Origin of the sequence: Roseovarius arcticus, assembly GCF_006125015.1 — a bacterium.
Lineage (GTDB): Bacteria > Pseudomonadota > Alphaproteobacteria > Rhodobacterales > Rhodobacteraceae > Roseovarius > Roseovarius arcticus.
The window spans coordinates 395807-415921 of sequence record NZ_SZZN01000001.1; the positions used below are offsets into that span (position 1 = coordinate 395807).

Annotated in this window: 22 protein-coding genes and 1 tRNA gene; 19 read left to right on the plus strand and 4 right to left on the minus strand. The window is 60.8% G+C overall.

Translation table 11 applies throughout. The features are described 5' to 3' along the window. Window positions 1–7: 7 nt before the first annotated feature. The 3 genes from MK6180000_RS01915 to MK6180000_RS01925 all read left to right on the plus strand — a co-directional run bounded on the left by MK6180000_RS01915 (window position 8) and on the right by MK6180000_RS01925 (window position 2695). A complete protein-coding gene (locus MK6180000_RS01915) occupies window positions 8–604 on the plus strand; it encodes a dimethylamine monooxygenase subunit DmmA family protein (protein ID WP_138936295.1) in 597 nt (198 codons plus the stop codon). Then, window positions 601–1563: a PDR/VanB family oxidoreductase gene (locus MK6180000_RS01920; protein WP_138933199.1), complete on the plus strand. Its 963-nt coding sequence runs from the start codon at window positions 601–603 to the stop codon at window positions 1561–1563. Before MK6180000_RS01915 ends, MK6180000_RS01920 begins: the two co-directional genes overlap by 4 nt. A 64-nt stretch (window positions 1564–1627) precedes the next feature. Continuing rightward, a complete protein-coding gene (locus MK6180000_RS01925) occupies window positions 1628–2695 on the plus strand; it encodes a heme-dependent oxidative N-demethylase family protein (RefSeq protein WP_138933200.1) in 1068 nt (355 codons plus the stop codon). Window positions 2696–2704: 9 nt separating this feature from the next. Here the strand turns inward: MK6180000_RS01925 and MK6180000_RS01930 are convergent, their stop codons facing one another. After that, a complete protein-coding gene (locus tag MK6180000_RS01930; protein WP_138933201.1) occupies window positions 2705–3361 on the minus strand; it encodes a helix-turn-helix domain-containing protein in 657 nt (218 codons plus the stop codon). 357 nt (window positions 3362–3718) lie between these two features. Here MK6180000_RS01930 and MK6180000_RS01935 point away from each other — a divergent pair, with 357 nt between their 5' ends. The 3 genes from MK6180000_RS01935 (at window position 3719) to MK6180000_RS01945 (ending at window position 7734) form a co-directional block, all read left to right on the plus strand. Beyond that, window positions 3719–4660 carry an ABC transporter substrate-binding protein gene (locus tag MK6180000_RS01935; RefSeq protein WP_138933202.1) on the plus strand — a complete coding sequence of 314 codons (942 nt, stop codon included), beginning with the start codon at window positions 3719–3721 and terminating at the stop codon, window positions 4658–4660. A 78-nt stretch (window positions 4661–4738) separates the two neighbouring features. Beyond that, window positions 4739–5758 carry a quaternary amine ABC transporter ATP-binding protein gene (locus tag MK6180000_RS01940; RefSeq protein WP_138933203.1) on the plus strand — a complete coding sequence of 340 codons (1020 nt, stop codon included), beginning with the start codon at window positions 4739–4741 and terminating at the stop codon, window positions 5756–5758. Beyond that, window positions 5758–7734 (plus strand): ABC transporter permease, encoded by a 1977-nt coding sequence (locus tag MK6180000_RS01945; RefSeq protein WP_138933204.1) that lies wholly within the window; start codon window positions 5758–5760, stop codon window positions 7732–7734. The genes MK6180000_RS01940 and MK6180000_RS01945 overlap by 1 nt, the downstream gene beginning before the upstream one ends. Before the next feature lie 25 nt (window positions 7735–7759). Here the strand turns inward: MK6180000_RS01945 and MK6180000_RS01950 are convergent, their stop codons facing one another. After that, window positions 7760–8605, minus strand: a complete 846-nt coding sequence (locus tag MK6180000_RS01950) for a LysR family transcriptional regulator (protein WP_138933205.1) — start codon at window positions 8603–8605, stop codon at window positions 7760–7762. A gap of 104 nt (window positions 8606–8709) precedes the next feature. Between MK6180000_RS01950 and tmpA the strand changes: the two genes are divergently transcribed. Together tmpA and tmpB are read left to right on the plus strand one after the other, a co-directional pair. After that, window positions 8710–9852, plus strand: a complete 1143-nt coding sequence (gene tmpA / locus MK6180000_RS01955; protein WP_138933206.1) for a 2-trimethylaminoethylphosphonate dioxygenase — start codon at window positions 8710–8712, stop codon at window positions 9850–9852. Beyond that, window positions 9849–10430 carry a (R)-1-hydroxy-2-trimethylaminoethylphosphonate oxygenase gene (gene tmpB / locus MK6180000_RS01960; RefSeq protein WP_138933207.1) on the plus strand — a complete coding sequence of 194 codons (582 nt, stop codon included), beginning with the start codon at window positions 9849–9851 and terminating at the stop codon, window positions 10428–10430. The genes tmpA and tmpB overlap by 4 nt, the downstream gene beginning before the upstream one ends. Window positions 10431–10634: 204 nt before the next feature. Here the strand turns inward: tmpB and MK6180000_RS01965 are convergent. Continuing rightward, window positions 10635–10709: transfer RNA gene (locus MK6180000_RS01965), tRNA-Thr, on the minus strand. Window positions 10710–10776: 67 nt separating this feature from the next. Between MK6180000_RS01965 and MK6180000_RS01970 the strand changes: the two genes are divergently transcribed. The 10 genes from MK6180000_RS01970 (at window position 10777) to MK6180000_RS02015 (ending at window position 18282) form a co-directional block, all read left to right on the plus strand. Further along, window positions 10777–10968, plus strand: coding sequence for a hypothetical protein (locus tag MK6180000_RS01970; protein ID WP_138933208.1), 192 nt, complete (start codon window positions 10777–10779; stop codon window positions 10966–10968). A gap of 6 nt (window positions 10969–10974) precedes the next feature. Continuing rightward, the gene (gene murA / locus MK6180000_RS01975) at window positions 10975–12243 is read left to right on the plus strand and encodes a UDP-N-acetylglucosamine 1-carboxyvinyltransferase (protein WP_138933209.1); all 1269 of its coding nucleotides are present in this window, start codon (window positions 10975–10977) and stop codon (window positions 12241–12243) included. Continuing rightward, window positions 12240–12722, plus strand: a complete 483-nt coding sequence (locus tag MK6180000_RS01980; RefSeq protein WP_138933210.1) for a DUF2948 family protein — start codon at window positions 12240–12242, stop codon at window positions 12720–12722. Before murA ends, MK6180000_RS01980 begins: the two co-directional genes overlap by 4 nt. 33 nt (window positions 12723–12755) lie before the next feature. Continuing rightward, the gene (gene hisD, locus MK6180000_RS01985; RefSeq protein WP_138933211.1) at window positions 12756–14057 is read left to right on the plus strand and encodes a histidinol dehydrogenase; all 1302 of its coding nucleotides are present in this window, start codon (window positions 12756–12758) and stop codon (window positions 14055–14057) included. Between the two features lie 67 nt (window positions 14058–14124). Next, window positions 14125–14604, plus strand: a complete 480-nt coding sequence (locus MK6180000_RS01990; RefSeq protein ID WP_138933212.1) for a UPF0262 family protein — start codon at window positions 14125–14127, stop codon at window positions 14602–14604. 4 nt (window positions 14605–14608) lie between these two features. Next, on the plus strand, window positions 14609–15073 hold the full coding sequence (locus MK6180000_RS01995; protein ID WP_171054496.1) for an arsenate-mycothiol transferase ArsC: 465 nt from the start codon (window positions 14609–14611) through the stop codon (window positions 15071–15073). Further along, window positions 15070–15459, plus strand: coding sequence for a ketosteroid isomerase-related protein (locus MK6180000_RS02000; RefSeq protein ID WP_138933213.1), 390 nt, complete (start codon window positions 15070–15072; stop codon window positions 15457–15459). The genes MK6180000_RS01995 and MK6180000_RS02000 overlap by 4 nt, the downstream gene beginning before the upstream one ends. Before the next feature lie 6 nt (window positions 15460–15465). Beyond that, the gene (locus MK6180000_RS02005) at window positions 15466–16074 is read left to right on the plus strand and encodes a GNAT family N-acetyltransferase (protein WP_138933214.1); all 609 of its coding nucleotides are present in this window, start codon (window positions 15466–15468) and stop codon (window positions 16072–16074) included. A gap of 129 nt (window positions 16075–16203) precedes the next feature. Beyond that, window positions 16204–17127 carry a lipid A-modifier LpxR family protein gene (locus MK6180000_RS02010; RefSeq protein WP_138933215.1) on the plus strand — a complete coding sequence of 308 codons (924 nt, stop codon included), beginning with the start codon at window positions 16204–16206 and terminating at the stop codon, window positions 17125–17127. A gap of 90 nt (window positions 17128–17217) precedes the next feature. After that, window positions 17218–18282 carry a Hint domain-containing protein gene (locus MK6180000_RS02015; RefSeq protein WP_138933216.1) on the plus strand — a complete coding sequence of 355 codons (1065 nt, stop codon included), beginning with the start codon at window positions 17218–17220 and terminating at the stop codon, window positions 18280–18282. 129 nt (window positions 18283–18411) lie between these two features. Here MK6180000_RS02015 and MK6180000_RS02020 read toward each other — a convergent pair whose 3' ends face one another. Next, window positions 18412–19053, minus strand: coding sequence for a ribonuclease T2 family protein (locus tag MK6180000_RS02020; RefSeq protein WP_138933217.1), 642 nt, complete (start codon window positions 19051–19053; stop codon window positions 18412–18414). 148 nt (window positions 19054–19201) lie between these two features. On the opposite strand from MK6180000_RS02020, the gene MK6180000_RS02025 reads away from it, so the two are divergent. Continuing rightward, complete coding sequence (locus MK6180000_RS02025; protein WP_138933218.1) at window positions 19202–19969, plus strand: DUF1013 domain-containing protein; 768 nt, start codon at window positions 19202–19204, stop codon at window positions 19967–19969. Window positions 19970–20115: the final 146 nt, after the last annotated feature.

Below are 20115 nucleotides of genomic sequence, written 5' to 3' on the forward strand. Positions count from 1 at the left end.
GGCGCATATGTCGAAGTTTGAATTCCCCCCCTCGATCAAAAGCCGCCCCGTCTGGGGCCGCCTTGAGGCGCGTGCGGGCAAGCATCATCTGATGATCGCCGACGCGGAGGGTGCAGACGCTATTGTGGACATTGCCACGCCCGAGTTGATGGCCATGAGCCACATCATCTACATCCCTAACGGCGCAGATTATGCGGGCAAGCTGCGCGATCTGAAACCGGCGCAGTTTTATGAGGGACCGAGCTATTCTGCGTCATTGCAGCGTATTCGCCGCGTTCTGCAGGACGCGCATATGGGGCTGCAAGTCTATCTGACCGGCACCGAAGGGCTGATGGGGCAGGCGATGCAGGAAGCTGTCAGCGCAGGCATTCCGCACACTGCTATCCAGACCGAACATCGCGGATCGACGGCTCGCCGCATGCAATGCGTGCATTGCAAGGGCATCACCGAGAATGTCGAGGTTGATCCTTTTGTTTGCTCCCATTGCGGGCTGAACCTGTTTGTCCGCGATCACTATTCGCGCCGGTTGGCCGCCTATCAGGGCGTCTGCGTCGATGCCGAGGATCCGGGCAATGTGCCCGCGCAGAAGAGGATTTACGAATGAGCGGGGCCACCAAGATAAAGGTTCGCGTGACTGAAATCGTCCCGCTGAACGATCTGGTCACGCGGTTCAAGTTTGAGCCGCTGGACGGCAGTCTGCTCCCGACATTTTCGGGGGGCGCGCACACGGTCGTCGAGATGAAGGATGGCGAGCGCACCCGCCTGAACCCCTATTCGCTGATGTCCGATCCAAGCGACCGCGATGCCTACACCATCTCTGTGCGCCGCGACGACGAGGGGCGGGGTGGATCGTTGTTCCTGCACAAGAACGTCAAGGTTGGCGACGAGATGGTCCTGTCGAACCCGGTCAATCTGTTCAGCCTCGACCTGCGCGCAAAAAAGCACCTGATGATCGCGGGCGGTATCGGCATCACGCCGTTCATGGCGCAGATAAAACAGCTGGATCGCAACCATGGCAATTGGGAGCTGCACTATTCCGCGCGCAGCGAAGATCTGGCCAGCTATGCACGAGAGCTCACGTCCGAGCATCCGAATGACGTGCATGTCTACTATAATGACAAAGATCAAGTTATTGATCTGGAGCATCTGTTGGACGGTCAGCCACTGGGCACGCATATCTACATTTGCGGGCCGAAGGGAATGATCGACTGGGTGCGCGGCACCGCCAAGGAGCTTGGCTGGCCCCGCGAGGCCGTGCATTTTGAGGAATTCCTAGCGCCCAAGCCCGGCAAGCCGTTCGAGGTGAAGCTGGCCGTGTCAAACAAGGTGATCGAGGTCAGCGAGCACGAAAGCCTGCTGGAGGCGATCGAGCGGGCAGGTGTCGACGCGCCCTACCTCTGCCGCGGCGGCGCCTGCGGGCAATGCGAGACGAATGTACTGGAATGCGATGGCAAGATTGAGCATCGCGATCACTGGCTAGAGCCCGACGAGCACGCTTCAAACGAGAAAATCATGCCGTGCGTTAGCCGCTTTACCGGCAAGACGCTGGTGCTGGACCGCTGATACTCAGGCCTCGGTTTGAATGGTCGAAGAGCCATTGACGCACGGGGTGTTAGGGAGAGACGAAATGACAATCCAATTCAACGAAGAGACGTTCCGTGACGACTACTCGTTCCATAACTCCGCATGGGCGATCAAACGGTTCCCATTCCCGTTCGACAAAGACGACTACATGTATTCCGTCAACATGGAGCCGCATGCAGGCGGCCGCGAGGGATCAATTTTCGACAACCGCTTTGATGTGGACGAGCACTACGTCAGCGAGATGCGCGACCGCGCGCTGGTTCTGGCGGCCGATCCGCTGCGCTGCCAGTCGCTGCCGCACATGACGCTGGCGGGCTGGGACCTGCTGGAGCTGATCATGGTGTCCAAGTCCGAGGATTACCCGGACATGTTTCAGTTGCATCGCGACGGCGACAAATGGCGCTGGATCAACAAGCCTCTGGGGATCGACGACAGTTTTACCTTCCTTGACGAGACGACGCTGCCCTACGGCCCGATGGAGTACATTACCCGGCAGACCCAAGGCGATTTTGCCCTGCTGGACCAGCGCGACGACAACCTCTGGATGGACGCCGGTATGATCACCACCCAAGCGGACTGGAGCTTGGATTTCGATATGGGCATGAACTTCTTTGAGTGGCACGCGCCCGTGCCATTGGCGCATGAGAAGGGGATATTCGTGCGGGCGTTGAAATTCCTGCTGAATATTCAGCAAGGCAGCCCGGTACGGCGCCTGAACTGGACCATGACGGTCAATCCGCTACTGGATACCAGCCCCGAGAATTATCACAAATGGGGCGTGCAAAAGACGACGCTAACGCCCGAGAATTTGGGGTCCAAGCAGCATCTGCGCGTCGAGTTGCAGACATTTTTCCGCCTGCCGCGATCCAACGCTATGGTGTTCCCGATCCGGTGTTATCTGTGCGCGTTTCAGGATTTGATGAGCGTGCCGAAATGGGGCCGCCGCCTGCACCGCGTCATCCGCGACCTGCCGGACGAGCTGGCCGAGTACAAGGGCTTTGCCGCGAACCGGCCTATGATGCTGGATTACTTGGCGAAATTCGACGACGGATTGCCGACATCGCCGGGGATATGGCCTGACATCGAGACTGAGCCAGCGTTACAGTCGTAGCCGGCGATTTTAGGCGTTCTGCGGATAGCAGATGATCGACAGATACCGGCACGGCAGGGTTACCAGCCGCTCTGGCCCGTGCGGTGCGTCGGCGTCGAAAAATAGCGTATCGCCCGGCAGCAACGAAACAACTTCGTCGCCATGGCGATAATCGACGGCGCCTTCCAACATATAGATCGTCTCGATCCCGCCATGCTGAAAGGTGGGAAACACGTCGGATTCGGTGCTGAGCGTGATCAAATACGGCTCTACGATCACGCCCGACCCGTTTGATCCAATATGGCCCAACAGATTGTACTGGTGCCCCGCGCGCGTGCCCGCACGCTCCAGTTCCATGCCTTTGCCGCTTTTGGTGTGCACGAATTCGCGGTTTTCCTCGAACCGACGGAAAAAGCCGGTGATCGGCACGCGCAGTGCGTTGGCCAGCGTCTGCAGCGTTGTTAGCGAGGGCGAGGTGTTGCCGTTTTCGATCTTGGACAGCATCCCGATGCTGAGGCCGGTCTTGGCCGAAAGCTCGGCTACAGTGATCTCTTGCTTGCGGCGATGGGCGCGCAATTCGCGACCGATGGCGATTTCCAGCACATTCTCGCGATCCTCGCGCGGCGCGCGGTGCGGATCTTGGGTCAGCCTAACAGCCTCGCTCTGGTCTATCTTTTGAATTGTCATGTTAAGTCCTGCCTCAGCGCGGGTGCGCTCATCTCTTTGGACAATGCGCAATTTTCCAGCGCAGGACAAGATTTATGGATGTATTATAAAATTTGATACATCCATGAATATATCTATCAACATGCCTCATCTTCCTAGCGATAAGGGGCAAAGAAGTGATTTGGACGCTAATCGCGGTTCACCTGACGCCTCTGCACCCTGAGAAAAAAACTTGACCCACATGAAAGTCGTGCGAGTATGGCAACACGTTCCGCTGCCCTCCTTTGGTGGCGCGGAAGAGTGAATCAGTAAGACCAGCACTGGCATAGCCGGGCTGAATTAAGCGGCAAATACAGACCGCAAAACTGGGAGTTACCAATGAAAAGAACCCAAACGGCCATTCTGGCCGCCCTCACTGCATGCGCCCCCATGGCCGCGCTGGCCGAGGACAGCGCCGATCCAATCGTCATTCCGATCCACAACTGGTCATCGCAGATCGTTATGTCTAACGTCGTCGGCCAAATCCTGAGCGAGCAGGGCGCGAACGTCGAATACGTCACTACTGACAGCCAAGCTGTCTACGAATCGATCCGCCTTGGCGATGTCACGCTAGAGATGGAAGTGTGGGAAGGCGCGTTTGGCGCATCCTTCCGCGCCGCGCAGGAAAAGGGCGGCATCGTCGATGTGGGTGATCATGACGCCGTCACGCGCGAGGACTGGTGGTATCCGATGTGGACCAAAGAGGCCTGCCCGGGACTGCCCGCTTGGGAGGCGCTGAACGATTGCGCCGAGGTGTTCGCCACGGTCGAGACGGGCGACAAGGGCCGCTACCTGGACGGTCCCGTTGACTGGCTCAAGCACGGCAAAGAGCGCGTCGAGGCGCTGGACATGAACTTTACCGTCATCAACGCCGGTAGCGCGGCCGCCCTCTGGGCCACAATTGGTGCAGCCGAGGCTGACAAGAAGCCCATCGTGGTCTTTAACTGGACGCCCAACTTTGCCGAGGCCGTGTGGCCGGGTGAATTCGTCGAATTTCCCGCGTGGGAGGAAGGCTGCGACAAAGACCCCAGCGTGGGCCCGAACCCAGACGCGCTCTATGATTGCGGCAATCCGGCGGATGGCTACCTAAAGAAGGCGGCATGGGACGGAATGGAAGAGAAATGGCCGGCGGCATACGCGACGCTCGGTAAAATCTCATTCACCAACCCTCAAATCGCTCAAATGGCCAAGCTGGTCGACGTCGAAGAGATGGAGCCCGAAGAGGCCGCAGCCGAGTGGCTGGACGCGAACAAGGACGTTTGGCAAGGCTGGATTAACTGATCCACGCCTCGAACTGACCTTTTTCTCAGGCCCCGCCCGACTTGATCGGACGGGGCCGTCTTGCCCTCAGGATGGACTATGACTCAGCAAACGCCAGTGATCTCTTGCAAAAATGTGTGGAAGCTATTCGGCCACGATCCCAAGACTTACCTTGCCACCATGCCTGCCGGGCGCGGTTACGAGGAAATCCGCGCGGATGGCTATATTGCCGGCGTCAAAGATGTCAGCATTGATGTGCATCGCGGCGAAATGCTGGTGATAATGGGGCTGTCGGGGTCTGGTAAATCGACCTTGGTGCGTTGCTTCTCGCGGTTGCATGACATCACTGGCGGCACGATCACCGTCGAGGGGCAGGACGTCATGTCGCTGTCCGAGAAAGAGCTGATTGAGCTGCGCCGGTCCAAGATGGGCATGGTGTTTCAGTCGTTTGGCCTGCTGCCGCACCGCACCGTGCTGGAAAACGTCGCCTTTCCGCTGGAAATGCGCGGGCAGGACCGCCACCAGCGGCGCGAGCGCGCGATGGAGGTCATCAAGCTGGTTGGGCTGGAGGGCCGCGAGGATTATTTCCCGCGCGAGTTATCTGGCGGCCAACAACAACGCGTCGGCATCGCGCGGAGCCTCGCAATCGAGCCGGATATCTGGTTTCTGGACGAGCCATTTGGTGCGTTGGACCCTCTGATCCGGCGCGAGATGCAGGACGAATTTCTGCGCCTTCAGGAGATGCTGTCTAAAACGATCGTTTTTATCACCCATGACTTTGACGAGGCGCTCCGCCTCGCTGACCGCATAGCGATCATGAAGGATGGCGCCGTGCAGCAGTGCGACACCCCCGATCAGATCGTTCTGCACCCCGCCACCGAATATGTGCGCAAGTTCACCGAAGATATCGACAAATCCCGCGTTGTTCATGCCAGCGTTCTGGCCAAACCGGATATCACCGGAACGGGCGAGCCTGTTGATGCCGACAGGACCGTACACAAGATGGCGCAACTGCTGGTGCAGGACACGCGCGAGGCGATCCCGGTGACGCGCGAAGGCAAGGTGATCGGTGCGTTCCGCCGCACTGACGCGCTGGGAATCCTCGTGGGGTCAAACTGATGGTAGCGGTCACCACCGATGCAGGCACAGAGCGCACGTTCACGCGCCCGCGCACCGCGCTGCTGCTGGTCGGGGCGGCTATCCTTTTGATGATAATGCAATATTCCGGCCTGTTACCTTCGGTGCTGCACCGCTTGCCTGAGGCGTGGATACCGCCATTTGCCACGTGGCTGGATGCGGTATTCAATTTCGTCAAGGACGATCTTGGCCTTTTGGCATTCACCAGGTTCCTGACATCGGGGCTGGAATGGGTGCTGGACATTACAGCCAACCTCTTCTTTGGGCAGCGCCGCTGGCCGTTCCTCGGGCCGATCCCATGGACTGCTATCGCCGCCGTCGCCGCTGTTGTCGGCTACTACCTTGGCGGCTGGCGCATGGCGCTGTTAGGCGGGGGCGTGTTTGTCTGGACCGCCCTGATAGGCCAGTGGACAATCGCAATGCAGACCGCCTCGGTGCTGGTCGTTGCGGCGCCACTGGCGTTCATCATCGGACTGACGCTAGGCATCGCCGCATGGAGATACGCGTGGGTCGACCGGGTGATAAAGCCCGTGCTGTCGGTGCTGCAAACGTTGCCATTTTTCACCTACCTGTTGCCAGCCGTCATCTTCTTCAAGGTCGGGCCGACGGCCGGCGCGGTTGCCACCACGATCTATGCCATACCGCCGATGGTCCTGATGACGACGCTTGGCCTGCAAAAGGTGCCCGAAGAGGTGGTTGAGGCCGGTCACATGAGTGGCTGCAGCCGCTGGCAGTTGCTACGCCATGTCTATCTGCCGTCCGCCCGGACCGAGATACTGGTGGGCGTTAACCAAGTCATCATGCTGAGCCTCGCCATGGTCGTTCTGACCGCATTCATTGGAATGCCCGGCCTTGGCGCAAAACTGCTCGCGATGATGGGCAGTTTCAAGCTGGGACGCTCGTTCGAGATCGGCGTAACCATCGTACTTATCGCCATCATGCTGGACCGCATGTCCAAGGCTTGGGCTATCAAGCAGCCCGAACATTTCGAGCGTGGCACCCCGTGGTGGAAGCGGCACATTCTGCTGTTGGTCGGACTGGCCGCATTCGTTTTCTTCTGCATCCTGGGCCAGTTCGTTGAGGTCGCGACCGATATCGGGCGAAAGCAGAACTTTAGCAAAGGCAGTGAAATTGACGATCTGATGAAGGGTTTTCTGGCGCTGGACTGGGTTAACGCGATCACCAGCAGCATCCGGTATTTCCTGAACGTCAAAGTGCTGATCCCGTTCCGCAACTTCTTGCTAAGTATCCCCACGCCTGCACTGATCCTTTTCGTCTCGGCCTTCGCTTTGTGGCTAGGCGGGCGGCGTCAGGCACTTCTGGCGGCTCTCTTTTTCAGCCTCGTCGCGCTGTCGGGTTGGTGGGATCGTTCGGTCATCACGCTCTATTCGGTGATCTCGGCGGTGGCGGTGGCGATGCTCTTTGGTCTGCCGCTGGGCATCATCGCGGCGCGCAGCGACAAGTGGTCCACACGCGTTTTGCTGGCCTGCGATACGGCGCAAACCTTTCCCAGCTTCATCTATTTGATCCCGGCAATCATGCTGTTTGGTATCACCGACGTCGCGGTGATCTTCTCGATACTGATCTTTGCGATGGTGCCGCTGACGCGCTACACCATCGAGGGGCTCCGCACTGTCCCGCTAGAGATGCTTGAGGCCGCCGATATGTCGGGCGCGACGCGTATGCAAAAGCTGTGGAAGGTGCAGCTGCCGCTGGCGCTTCCGACGATGGCCGTAGGCTTTAATCAGGCGATCATGTTCGCGTTCTTCATGGTCATTATTGCGGCCTTTATTGGCACGCAGGATCTGGGGCAGGAGCTGCAGCGCACGCTCGCAGGCACTGACATGGGCAAGAACTTCGTCCTTGGTATTTGCGTCTCTCTAATGGCGCTGACTTTCGATTTGACGATCCTGAAATGGGCGAACGATCAGAAACGGGCGCTCGGGCTGGGTGAGTAAGCTCATTTCCGTCTGAAAATGCGCCTCAGCCCTCACAAAACGCTGCAGTGAGCGCATCCCAGCGCCGTTGCGAGATATCCTGCGCCCGCGCAGTTACCCAATAGCTGGACGCAGGCGACAGGCTGCGTGTGCCAATCCGGACTAGACGCCCAGCCCTTAACTCCTCGCGGCACAGAGGCAGGGACGCAAGGACGGCGCCAGCGCCCGCCTCGGCAGCCGCCAGTGCCGCGCCCATTGTGTCTACCCGCAGCGTTGCGTCAGGGCTTACTTCCAGGTCCAGCCCGCCCGACCACTCGGACCAGCCCGCCCGCGGGCCGGTGACAGCGATACGGGGCAGGGCGGCAGGATCGAGGCCGGGCGCTGCAACCGGCGCCAGTTCCTCGGGGAACAGGCGCGCGGCACGAAGGCCCGGCCAGTCGCCCGCGCCGTATCGCACCACCGCGTTGCTGCGGTCCGGCTCCTGATCGGCCTCCACCACCAACGTCACAAAGGACAGATGCAGCCGCTCGCGTCCCGCCAGCTGCCCTAGGCGCGGCATCAGCCACTGCCGCGTCACCGTCGCACTGGCGCAGATCGTCAGCCGCTGCGCGCGCGTGCCGAATATGTCATGCGCGCTTTGCTGCAGCAGCGTTAGTGCCTCGCTGGCATGGGGCAGCCACGCCTCGCCCCCCACCGTCAGGGTGACGCCGCGCGCACCGCGCTGAAACAGGCGCGCGCCCAGCCGCGCCTCCAGATTGGCGATGCGCTGGCTTATCACGGCCTGCGTCAGCCCCGTCTCGGCGGCAGCGGCGGTAAAGCTGCCTAGCCGGCCTGCCGCTTCAAAGGCGCGCACCCAGTCCAGCGGAATTCCATCCAGCGATCTTTCCGACATAAGAAAATCCGCCTCTCAGGCATAGATATTGATTGTTGTGATTATGCCTGCCTCTGGCACATTGGCAAGCAAATGACACGCCTAATCAGCCCGGAGTAGTCCCCATGTTCCAAGCCAATCTGTCGCCAGACGGTGATATCGTCACCCTGTCAGGGGGCGAGGCGACCGCCCGCTTTCACGCCATTTGGTTGCGCGACAACGCATGGGACGACGCAACGCGTGCGCCGGGCAACGGCCAGCGCTTGATCGCATTGCGAGATATAGATGCGGGTGTGAAAATTACCGACGTGCGCATGGCAGAGGGCCAGTTGCACCTTACCTTTGCGCCCGAAAATCGCAGCATCGCCTATAATCCTGCTTGGCTGATGGCACATAGCTACGACCGAGTAGAAGTCCGCGCCCCCGGCTGGCTGATAGACGGGACCGAAGCGTGGAATGCGTCCCTGATGGTCAATGTCCCCACCGGCGATTTCGTCGCCGTTCAGCGCGATCCGGGCGCGCGGCGTGATTGGCTGGCACAAATCGTACGCTATGGCTTTGCCAAGCTGGAAAACGGACCGGTGGAGGATGGCGCGCTGTTCAAGGTGGTCGATCTTTTTGGTCATGTGCGGCGCACGAATTATGGCGCCAAGTTCGAGGTGCGTACGGAGGTGAACCCGACCAATCTGGCCTATACCGGGCTGGGTCTTCAGGCACATACCGATAACCCGTACCGCGATCCGGTGCCGACGGTTCAGGTGCTCTATTGTCTTGAATCCACCGCTGCGGGCGGCGAAAACATGGTCGTCGATGGTTTTGCCGCCGCGCGCCGCCTGCGTGATGAGAACTCCGAGTGGTTCGACGTCCTTAGCCAGCACTGCGCGCAGTTCGAATATGCCGGTGAGGCGGGCGTGCGCCTGCAATCGCGCCGCCCGATGATAGAGCTGGACCCCGATGGCGCCTTGCGAGCTGTGCGCTTTAACAACCGCTCGGCCGCCGCGATTACCGATGTGCCGTTCGACATGATGCCCACTTATTACGCCGCCTACCGGCGTCTGGGCGAGATTATCGACGACCCTGCGATGGAGGTCAGTTTCCGCCTAAATCCGGGTGAGAGCTTCCTTGTCGACAACACCCGCGTTCTGCATGCCCGCAAGGGGTATTCCGGCGTCGGCACCCGCTGGTTTCAGGGCTGCTACGCCGATATGGACGGTGTCCGTTCCACCCTTGCGGCGCTGCGATCCCCGCAGCAGGAGGCAGCGGAATGATCAAGGAACTTACCCCACAAACCATCGTGCCGTTCCTCGCCGACATCTTTGAGCGGCGCGGCGGCGAAGAGTATCTGGGCGAGCCTGTGACCATGGCTGAACACATGTTGCAAGGCGCGGCGCTGGCCGAAAAAGCTGATATGCCCGAGCGGATTATCGTCGCCGCACTGCTGCACGATATCGGGCATTTCACCTCTGAATTCGGCACATACCATCCGGACGACACCCATGACCGTCACCACGAGGAGGCAGGCGCCGACGTGCTGGAGGCGTTCTTTCCGGTCATTGTCACCGATTGCGTGCGCTACCATGTAGCGGCCAAGCGGTATCTATGTGCGACCAAGCCCGAATATCTGGGCCGACTGTCAACGGCATCGGTCCATTCGCTAAACCTTCAGGGCGGCCCGATGAACGCAGATGAGATCGCTGAATTCGAACGTAATCCGAATGTGGCCGAGATCGTGCAGGTCCGGTACCTCGACGACGCGGGCAAGCACGCCGATATGGAGACACCCGGTTTTGCGCATTACGCGCCGATGGTGCAGCGTGTCGTGGATGCGCATTGCGGCGCGCCTTAAAGAAGGCGTTATAGCCAAAGCCATTCTTGCCGCCAGCATAGCTGCAAAACCACCGGACAAAGGGTAACTCGCTCCGGCATCGCGTCGCTTTGGCGGCAAGAGCTTTGGGTTGATTTCGGCTGTGGTTCAACAAAAAGCCTGTTGCAGGCCAATTTGCCGAACAGCCGCTACCGATGTGCCGCGTCAAAGATTGCCAAGAAAATATGGTGCTGTGAGAGAGGATTGAACTCTCGACCTCACCCTTACCAAGGGTGTGCTCTGCCACTGAGCTACCACAGCAATCGGGCGCTGATTAGACGCTTATGCCCCTTGGCGCAAGCCTAATCTGGACCCGCCCGGATGCCTCATGTATGGACATCGCATGACCGGCAAGGACACCCCGAAACCGCAGCGCAGTGAGGCCGAGATCCGTGAGGATCGGCTGAAACAGTCGCTTAAGGCCAATCTGGCCCGGCGCAAGGCGCAGGCGCGGGTGCGCAAGTCCGGCGACGCAGGCAACAAGGCCAGCCCCGAAGCGGGCGGCGAGCAGGAAGGCTAGAGGCAAATGGACAGCATTATAGTGACCGGGAATGGCCCGCTTAGCGGCAATATCCCAATCGCAGGGGCCAAAAATGCGTGTCTGACGCTGATGCCTGCAACATTACTGAGTGATGAGCCGCTGACGCTGACCAATGCGCCGCGCCTTTCTGATATTCGCACCATGTCGGCGCTCCTCGGCTCTCTTGGGGCCGAGGTTTCGACGCTTCAGGGCGGTCAGGTGATCGCCATGTCGTCCCATGCGCTGACCAGCCAACGCGCCGACTATGACATCGTGCGCAAGATGCGCGCGTCGATCTTGGTCCTCGGCCCGCTGCTGGCGCGGTTTGGCCATGCTGAGGTATCGTTGCCCGGCGGCTGTGCCATTGGCGCGCGCCCTGTCGACCTGCACCTCAAGGCGCTGGAGGCGATGGGCGCCCAACTGGAGCTTAAGGAAGGCTACGTTCACGCAAATGCCCCTGGCGGGTTGAAGGGCGGCACATATGAGTTTCCCATCGTATCCGTGGGGGCAACTGAAAACGCCCTGATGGCCGCGACGTTGGCCAAGGGCACGACCGTTCTAAAGAACGCCGCGCGCGAGCCCGAGATCGTCGATCTGGCCCAGTGCCTACGCCGCATGGGCGCTCAGATAGATGGCGAAGGCACCGGCACGATCACCATTCAGGGCGTCGATCGCCTGCACGGCGCGACGCACCCTGTCGTCACTGACCGGATTGAGCTGGGTACATACATGCTGGCCCCTGCGATTTGCGGTGGCGAGGTGACTTGCCTTGGCGGGCGCATCGATCTGGTGGCGGCATTCTGCGAAAAATTGGACGCAGCGGGCATTTCGGTCACCGAAACGCCCGCGGGCCTGACCGTAGCCCGCAAGAATGGCGATATCCGCGCCGTCGACGTGGCGACCCGGCCTTTCCCCGGCTTTCCGACTGACTTGCAGGCGCAATTCATGGCGCTGATGTGCACGGCGGATGGGACCTCTACGCTTGAAGAGAACATCTTTGAAAATCGTTTCATGCATGCGCCTGAACTGATCCGCATGGGCGCCGATATCGATGTGCATGGCGGTCATGCGACGGTCAAAGGCGTCAAGCGGTTGAAGGGTGCCCCTGTTATGGCAACTGATCTGCGTGCGTCCGTGTCACTGATCCTCGCGGGTCTTGCTGCCGAGGGCGAGACGATTGTGAACCGGGTCTATCATCTTGATCGCGGGTACGAACATGTCGAGGACAAGCTGAGCGCGGTCGGTGCCAAGATAGAGCGGGTAACAGGCCAATGAGCAAACCAGTAAGCGACGACGCCAAGTTTGAGGATGCGCGCGAGGCTGCGCTGAATTTGGGCGCAGTGGATGTCGATGATTTGCAGGTGCTGTCGGGGCTGGCGCAGGATGCCGTTTTCCCCATCACCGAGATGAAATGGCAAAAGGGCGCGCGCCGCTTTGCGCTGCTTATCAATCGGTTCCGCTGGGAGGATGCAGGCGCTACCCGCCATGCGCCCGAGCGGGTGCAATCGCTTCTGGTCATCGGCGACGTGCTGAGCGTCTCCACCCTGGGGATCGACCGCAGCGATGCGGATCTGATCCTGTCGCTGCTTAGCGTCACGTTTGAGCCGGGCGAGGATGGCGCAGGCCATGTGCTGCTGACGCTGGCGGGCGATGGCGCAATCCGGCTGGAAGTTGAGGCGTTGGACGCGACCTTGAAGGATGTAACGCGGCCCTACATCGCGCCTTCGGGCAAGACGCCGCAGCATCCCGACTAAGTTCGACCAGATCGCCGCGAAAAAGGATCGCCAATGCCCCGTTTCCTCGACCACGCCAGCCCCGATTTCGAGGCCGAGTTTACCGCGCTGCTAAATGCCAAGCGTGAGGATAGCCCCGATGTCGATGACGCCGTTGCGGCCATTATCGCCGATGTGCGCGCGCGCGGCGATGCGGCGGTGATCGAGCTGACAGAGCGGTTCGACCGCGCCGCACTGACGCCGCAGACCATGCGACTAACCGCCGATGAGGTGGCCGGCGCAGCAGACCGCGTGACCCCGGACGTGCGCGCAGCGTTGGAGCTGGCCGCATCCCGCATCCGCGCATATCACCAGCGCCAGATGCCGCAGGATGATAGCTGGACGGATGACAGCGGCGCGACCCTTGGCTGGCGCTGGACGGCTGTGGATGCTGCTGGCCTCTATGTGCCGGGCGGGATCGCGACCTATCCCAGCTCTGTTTTGATGAACGCGGTCCCGGCCAAGGTGGCTGGTGTCGCGCGCCTCGCGATGGTTGTGCCTACGCCGGACGGCACGCTGAACCCAGCGGTCCTGGCCGCGGCGCAGATCGCAGGCGTTGATGAGATTTACCGCATCGGCGGCGCGCAGGCTATCGCCGCGCTGGCCTATGGCACTCAGACAGTTGCCCCGGTGGACAAGATCACCGGCCCCGGCAACGCCTACGTGGCCGCTGCCAAACGCCGCGTTTTCGGCAAGGTCGGCATTGACATGATCGCTGGGCCGTCCGAAATCTTGGTCATTGCCGATGGTGACAATGACCCCGATTGGATTGCCCTCGATATGCTCAGCCAGGCCGAGCACGACGAGAGTGCGCAGTCGATCCTGATCACGACGGATGCTGCCTTTGGTCGTAGAGTCGCAGACGCCATTGATGCCCGCCTGCAAACCTTGGCAAGGCGCGCTATTGCGGGGGCCAGTTGGCGCGACTTTGGTGCGATAATTACCGTGCCGGATCTGGATGTCGCCGCGCAGCTAAGCAACCGCATCGCGCCCGAGCATCTGGAGTTGTGCGTGGCAGACGTGGACGCGCTAAGCGCGCACATTACCCATGCCGGCGCGATCTTCCTCGGCCAGTGGACGCCCGAGGCAATTGGCGACTATGTCGGCGGGCCGAACCATGTGCTGCCCACGGCACGCTCGGCGCGGTTCTCATCCGGCCTCGGCGTGCTGGACTTTCTCAAGCGCACGACGCTGGCCCGCATGACGCCCGACGCGCTGCGCGCGGTTGGCCCTGCTGCAGAAACGCTGGCTAAATCCGAGAGTCTTGAGGCGCACGGCCTGTCCGTGCGCGCCCGTCTGGACAAGCTGAACGGTTAGCAGGCATTGCCCCATCTGCGCCCCGGCGTTACTGCTATTGCAACGTACCCCGCGCGAAAGACTGCTCATGAGCCGCATCAGCCATATCGAACTAGACGACGCAAACCTGCCTGCCCCCACGCCTGAGATCGAGCAAGAGCGCAAAGTCGCAATGTTTGACCTGATGGAGGATAACACATTTGGCCTGCCTGCCCGTGACGGGCGCGAGGTGCCTAGTGGCCCGTACCGCGTTGGCCTGTCGATCCGCGAAAAGCGGCTGGTCTTCACCGTCAACACCGAGGCCGAAGCGCTGGCTGCTGAATTTCACCTGTCACTCAGTCCGTTTCGCCAAGTGGTCAAGGACTACTACGCCATTTGCGAGAGCTATTTCGACGCCGTTAAAAATATGCCCCCCAGCCAGATTGAGACAATCGATATGGCCCGGCGCGGTATTCACAACGAGGGTGCGCGCATCCTGGAAGAGCGGCTGGAGGGAAAGGCCGATATCGACAGCGACACCGCCCGCCGACTCTTCACGCTGATCTGCGTGCTTCATTTCGGCGGATAGGCGGATGGTGGCGGACCTTCCTCAATCAGTCTTGTTTTGCTGCGACTATAACGCCGTCCGCTCGCCCATGGCCGAGGGCATGATGAAGAAGCTCTATGGCGCAGGCACCTATGTTCAATCGGCTGGGGTCAAAAGCGAGCAAGATATCGACGGCTTTTCCATCGCTGTCTGCGCCGAAATCGGGGTAGAATTGGCCCGCCATCGCACCCGCAGTTTTGACGAAATGGCGCAATGGGGCGACGATCTGGGATCGTTTGACTTGGTGATCGCGCTGAGCCCTGCGAGCCAGCGCCGCGCCTTGGATCTGACGCGGGTATTCCATCTCGATGTGGTGTACTGGCCGATTATGGATCCAACCGGCCTAGGGGAGACGCGAGCTGCTAAGCTGGCCGCATATCGCCAATCGCGTGACCAGATCCTGAGCCATATGATAGAACGCTGGGGCGACCCAAGGAGGGACGAGACATGATTATCAAGCATTATTTTGACGCCTTTAATATTGGCGATACCGAGGGCATGCTGGCATGCTTGTCCGATGACATTGCGCATCATGTCAACGAGGGCGGCATGCGCCGGGGCAAGGATATGTTCCGCGACTTTTGCGACCATATGACCGAATGCTACCGCGAAGAGCTGACGAACATGACGCTTTTCATGACCGAAGATGGCAAGCGCGGCGCGGCTGAGTATGTCGTCAACGGCACCTACCTCAAAACCGACGATGGGCTGCCTGAGGCCGACGGGCAGACCTACAAGCTGCCAGCCGGGACGTTTTTTACCATTGATGGCGGGTTAATCACGCGCATCACGACTTATTATAACCTCGCCGATTGGCGCAATCAGGTCAGTGGCTGACGGGCGATGGCGCTTCTTGGCGCCTGTGTCCGCACGCTGCGCGGCGCGGCGCTAGAGGCGGCGCTGGACGATGTGGCACGTCTGCGGATCGAGGTTTTTCGCAGCTATCCTTACCTCTATGATGGCGACGCGGATTATGAGCGGCGCTATTTGCAGCGCTACCGCGACAGCAAGGGCGCGATCCTTGTTGGCGCCTTTGACGGCGCGCGGCTGGTGGGTGCAGCGACTGGCACGCCGATGGAGGATCACGCTGATGATTTCGCTACCGCGTTGGCGGGGCAGGGGCTGGATGCGGAGAGTACATTCTACTGCGCCGAATCCGTTCTGCTGCCAGAGTATCGCGGGCGCGGGATCGGTCACGCATTCTTTGACGCGCGCGAGGATCATGCACGGGAATTAGGCCGGGATACATCAGTCTTTTGCAGTGTTCTGCGCCCCGAGGGCCACCCCTTGCGCCCGGATGGCTACCGCGCGCTGGATGCGTTCTGGCGCGGACGTGGGTATGCACCGCTGCCCGGTGCCATCGCGCGCTTTGCGTGGAAAGATACGGACGAGCCCGGCGAGACTGATCACGAGCTGCAACTCTGGATGCGCCGCCTCGGGCCGTCCGCGTGATGCCAAAATGACGACGCGCTCCAAGATTATGCACTGCGTCGACGAAATTATGCTGCTTGGTCTGGTCTGCGGCACCGTCGGCCTGCAAACGGCACGTTCCGAACGGCCACACTGATATAGGATACCATTATGCGTCTGATCGCCTTCGCTAGCCTTGCGCTTGCCCTTCTTCTGATGGGGGAGGCTGCCGTGGCCGATGAACCGCGGGTCAGGCTGGGCTACGGCCGATTGATCACCAATGACTATATCGGCGACGGGCACGACCGCTGGCGCACGGGATCGGTCGCGTCCAGCCGTATCTGGGGGCCCGAATGGGATGGCTCGCTGCCGACTGGCTTTGGCCGACTTCTGGAACTGCGGTTTAACGCTCAGATAATTGCGCCGCGCGATCTGAACAATCCCGCACCCGGTGACAGGCGTTATGCCGGATCGGTCGCGTTGGGGCTACACACGCACTACGCAGCGCTCGGCAGCGAGGTATCGCTTGGCGGCGATCTGGTCTTTACCGGGCCGCAGACGGGGCTGGACGGGCTGCAGGACTTTATCCACGACAATCTGGGCGGGCAGGGTGTTGGCGGCGCCACGCGCAGGCGCCAGATCGGCAATCACGTATACCCAACGGCGGTGGCCGAGATGGGACGCACCCTAACACTGGGCGGCGCGGCGACGCTGCGCCCCTTTGCCGAAGCACGCGCGGGCGTTGAAACGCTGGTGCGTGTGGGCGCTGATTTTACGTTTGGCGGTGCGCTGGCGGGCGAGCTACTGGTGCGCGATCCGGTTACTGGCCAGCGCTATCGCACGGTGCAGAATGATCTGTCGGGCTATGCCTTCGTGGTGGGCGCCGATACGGCCTATGTTGAGGATAGCGCCTATCTGCCCTCTAGCGGCGGCTATCGCCTGAGCGATGCGCGCAACCGCGTACGCGCCGGTGTGCATTACAGCTCTCGCGCTGGACACCGTGCATTTTATGGCCTGACGTGGCTGGATCGCGAGTTCAAGGGCCAGCCCGAAGGGCAGATTGTGGGATCTGTGCGACTACATATCGAATTTTGACAGCTTTTCCTTGACGCGGCTATCCAGGATGAGCTTCGGCTGCTAACCTGCTTGCAATAATAAAAAGAATATCGAGGCAGGATAACGGATATGGGAACGGGCTTTCGAGGCACGTTCGTCATTTCCTGGTCGCAGACGGAAGTGGACGGCTTTGTGCCGGACGCGATCGAGCAGTTAACAGTCGGCGCAACATGGCGTTGGCACGGATCGCCCGTGCGCGTCGATGGGCCGCCAGAATTGCTGCGACTGGAAAATACGGACGGATATGGGGTTAATCGCAAGAGCGCCGCGCGCATGGTGCGGCGTCTGGTCGGAGCAGCTGTGACAGGGACGCGCGATCTAAGCGCGGTGGAGCTGGACGATACACTGCCCGACAGCAGCTTTGTTGTCACCAACGGCGCACAAAGTTTTACCGTCAGTGTGATTGAACTGGGGGGCGGCGCACCGCCGCTGTTGATGTTCATCGACGCGTTGCCGCCGCAGAATACCGAAATGTGGGTGGTACATCACACGCTTGAGGGTGCACAGATTGCATCGGGTGCGCCCGCGACAGGCGGCGTAATATGCTTTACCCCCGGCACCCGGATCGAGACGCCGGACGGCGCCAAGCTGGTTGAGGAACTGCGCGAGGGCGATCGCGTGCAGACCAAGGACAACGGCGCCGAGGAAATCCAATGGATCGGCAGCCGCCGCATGACTGGCGCGCGCCTCTTTGCCATGCCGAAACTGCGCCCGATCCGCATACGCGCGGGCGCGCTGGGCGGCACTAGACCCGACGAGGAACTGCTGGTCTCGCCAGAGCACCGGATGCTGGTGCAGGGCGACGTGGCCCGCGCACTATTCAACACACCTGAGGTGCTGATCGCGGCCAAGGATTTGGTCAACTCCGGCAGTATTCGAGTGGATCTGACGGTGCGCGAGGTGACGTATATTCACCTGCTGCTGCCGCGCCATCACATATTGTGGGCCAACGGCGTGGAAACCGAGAGTTTTCACCCTGCCAGCGCAGCATTATCGACGCTGGGCGAGGCTGACCGCCTGCGCTTGCTGGCGCAATTCCCGTCGATGGCGTCGGAGCCTGAGAAATATGGCGCATTTGCCCGCCGCAGCCTAAGCGCGCCTGAGGCAGCGATACTTGCCTTCGAGGCGGCATAAAGCACCCTGTGCATTGGGCGGCATGATCGCGCATTGGGCGACTTCGTGCACCTTGTGCTGGACACTGTTGCAGCACCGCCCCCGTGCACCCGGCCTCGGGTTTTCTGGGCTGTTCCGGGCGTATGCTACCTAGCGAACGGGATCCAGCAGCGCATCGGTCATCCGGCAATCGCGCACGGCGTCCTGTCCGCATGGCACAGGGTCTAGCCCGCGTGAGAGGCATATCCGCGCTTCCGCTATGCGGCCCGCACGGCAGGTGATCGTCACCATATCTGGCTTTAGCGAAGGGTTCGCTTTGAGAAATGCCGCCTCGACCACGCGGGCGGGCAATGTCACGGGGCGAGTGAGCTTGGCAAAAACATCCGGCCGGGCGATGCGCCCATACGCCTCGCGGGACAGCGCATAGTAGGCAGGCGCGCTAAGGCCGGTGCAGCGGCCATGTTTCTTCCATTGGTACCATGCCAGACCACCGCTGCCCATGATATCAGTCATTGCGTCCGTCATCGCGCGGGAGGGCGGGCGCTGCGCAGTGGGGCAGAAACTGGGCCAGCCGCGATGATATTGCGGCCAGAGGCCATGCAGCGTCCAGCCCGCATCTGCGGTATCCTCGCATTCGGGCGCCTCGCGCGCGTCGCCGGTGGTCGCGCACCATGTGGGTGTCCAACTGAGAGACAGGACGTAGTAGTCAAAGGCGCCGGCCTTCTCTCCATCTGCCCACGCGGCAGTGCAGGTCATGGCGCAGGCCACCAGTTGGATCAAAAGGGCGCGCATATTTCGGTCTTTCCAAATGGCATGGAGGGCACTATACGAGGGGCCAAGTTTCCCGACAATGGCGACCCGCTTCGGACCAAACCGAAGCCTCCTGGAGACAGGAGACAAGGGAGGCATGTTCGGACCCGTTACGTTGTAGGAGATTAAAATGGCAAAACCACTTATGGCCAAGGCCACCGCCGTCTGGTTGGTGGACAACACAACGCTCAGCTTCAAGCAGATCGCGGATTTCGTTGAAATGCACGAGCTGGAAGTGCAAGGCATCGCCGACGGCGACGTGGCCACAGGCGTAAAAGGCTTTGATCCGGTTGCTAACAATCAGCTGACCCAAGACGAGATCGACGACGCCGAAAAGAATCCAGCGCACAAGCTGAAGCTAAAGCACAACGCCGCCGCCGATGGCGAGGAAAAGCGCCGCGGCCCGCGTTATACCCCCCTGTCCAAGCGCCAGGACCGGCCCGCGTCGATCCTGTGGCTGGTCAAGTTTCATCCCGAGCTGGCCGATGCCCAAATCTCCAAGCTGGTGGGCACGACCAAGCCGACAATTCAGGCGATCCGCGAGCGCACGCACTGGAATATCTCGAACATCCAGCCTATCGACCCCGTCGCGCTGGGCCTTTGCAAGCAGTCCGAGCTGGACGCCGCTGTGCAAAAAGCCGCCGCCAAGAAGGCCAAGGACGGCGCCGCGATGAGCGATGACGACCGCCGCAAGCTGCTGAGCACCGAGCAGAGCCTGGGTAGTGACGATGATCACAAGATGCCGACCGCCATCGAGGGCCTAGAGACGTTCACGCTGGGCGAGGCCGATCCTGAGGTCACCGAAAAGCAATACGACGCAGACAGCCTGTTCAAGGTGCCCGCAAGCAGCGAGGACGCCGAGGATGATGACGCGAAGGACAAGGACGCGAAGGACTGAAAAGCGCGTCTTACAGACAGGACAATATCCCGGCTGCAAAATCGCATGCCGGGATTTTTTTTTGCCTGAGGGGTATTTAGGGCTTGCCAGAATCCTTGATGCGTTTAAATGGCGAGTTCAAGACGCCAACGCACGCGCCTCTGGCC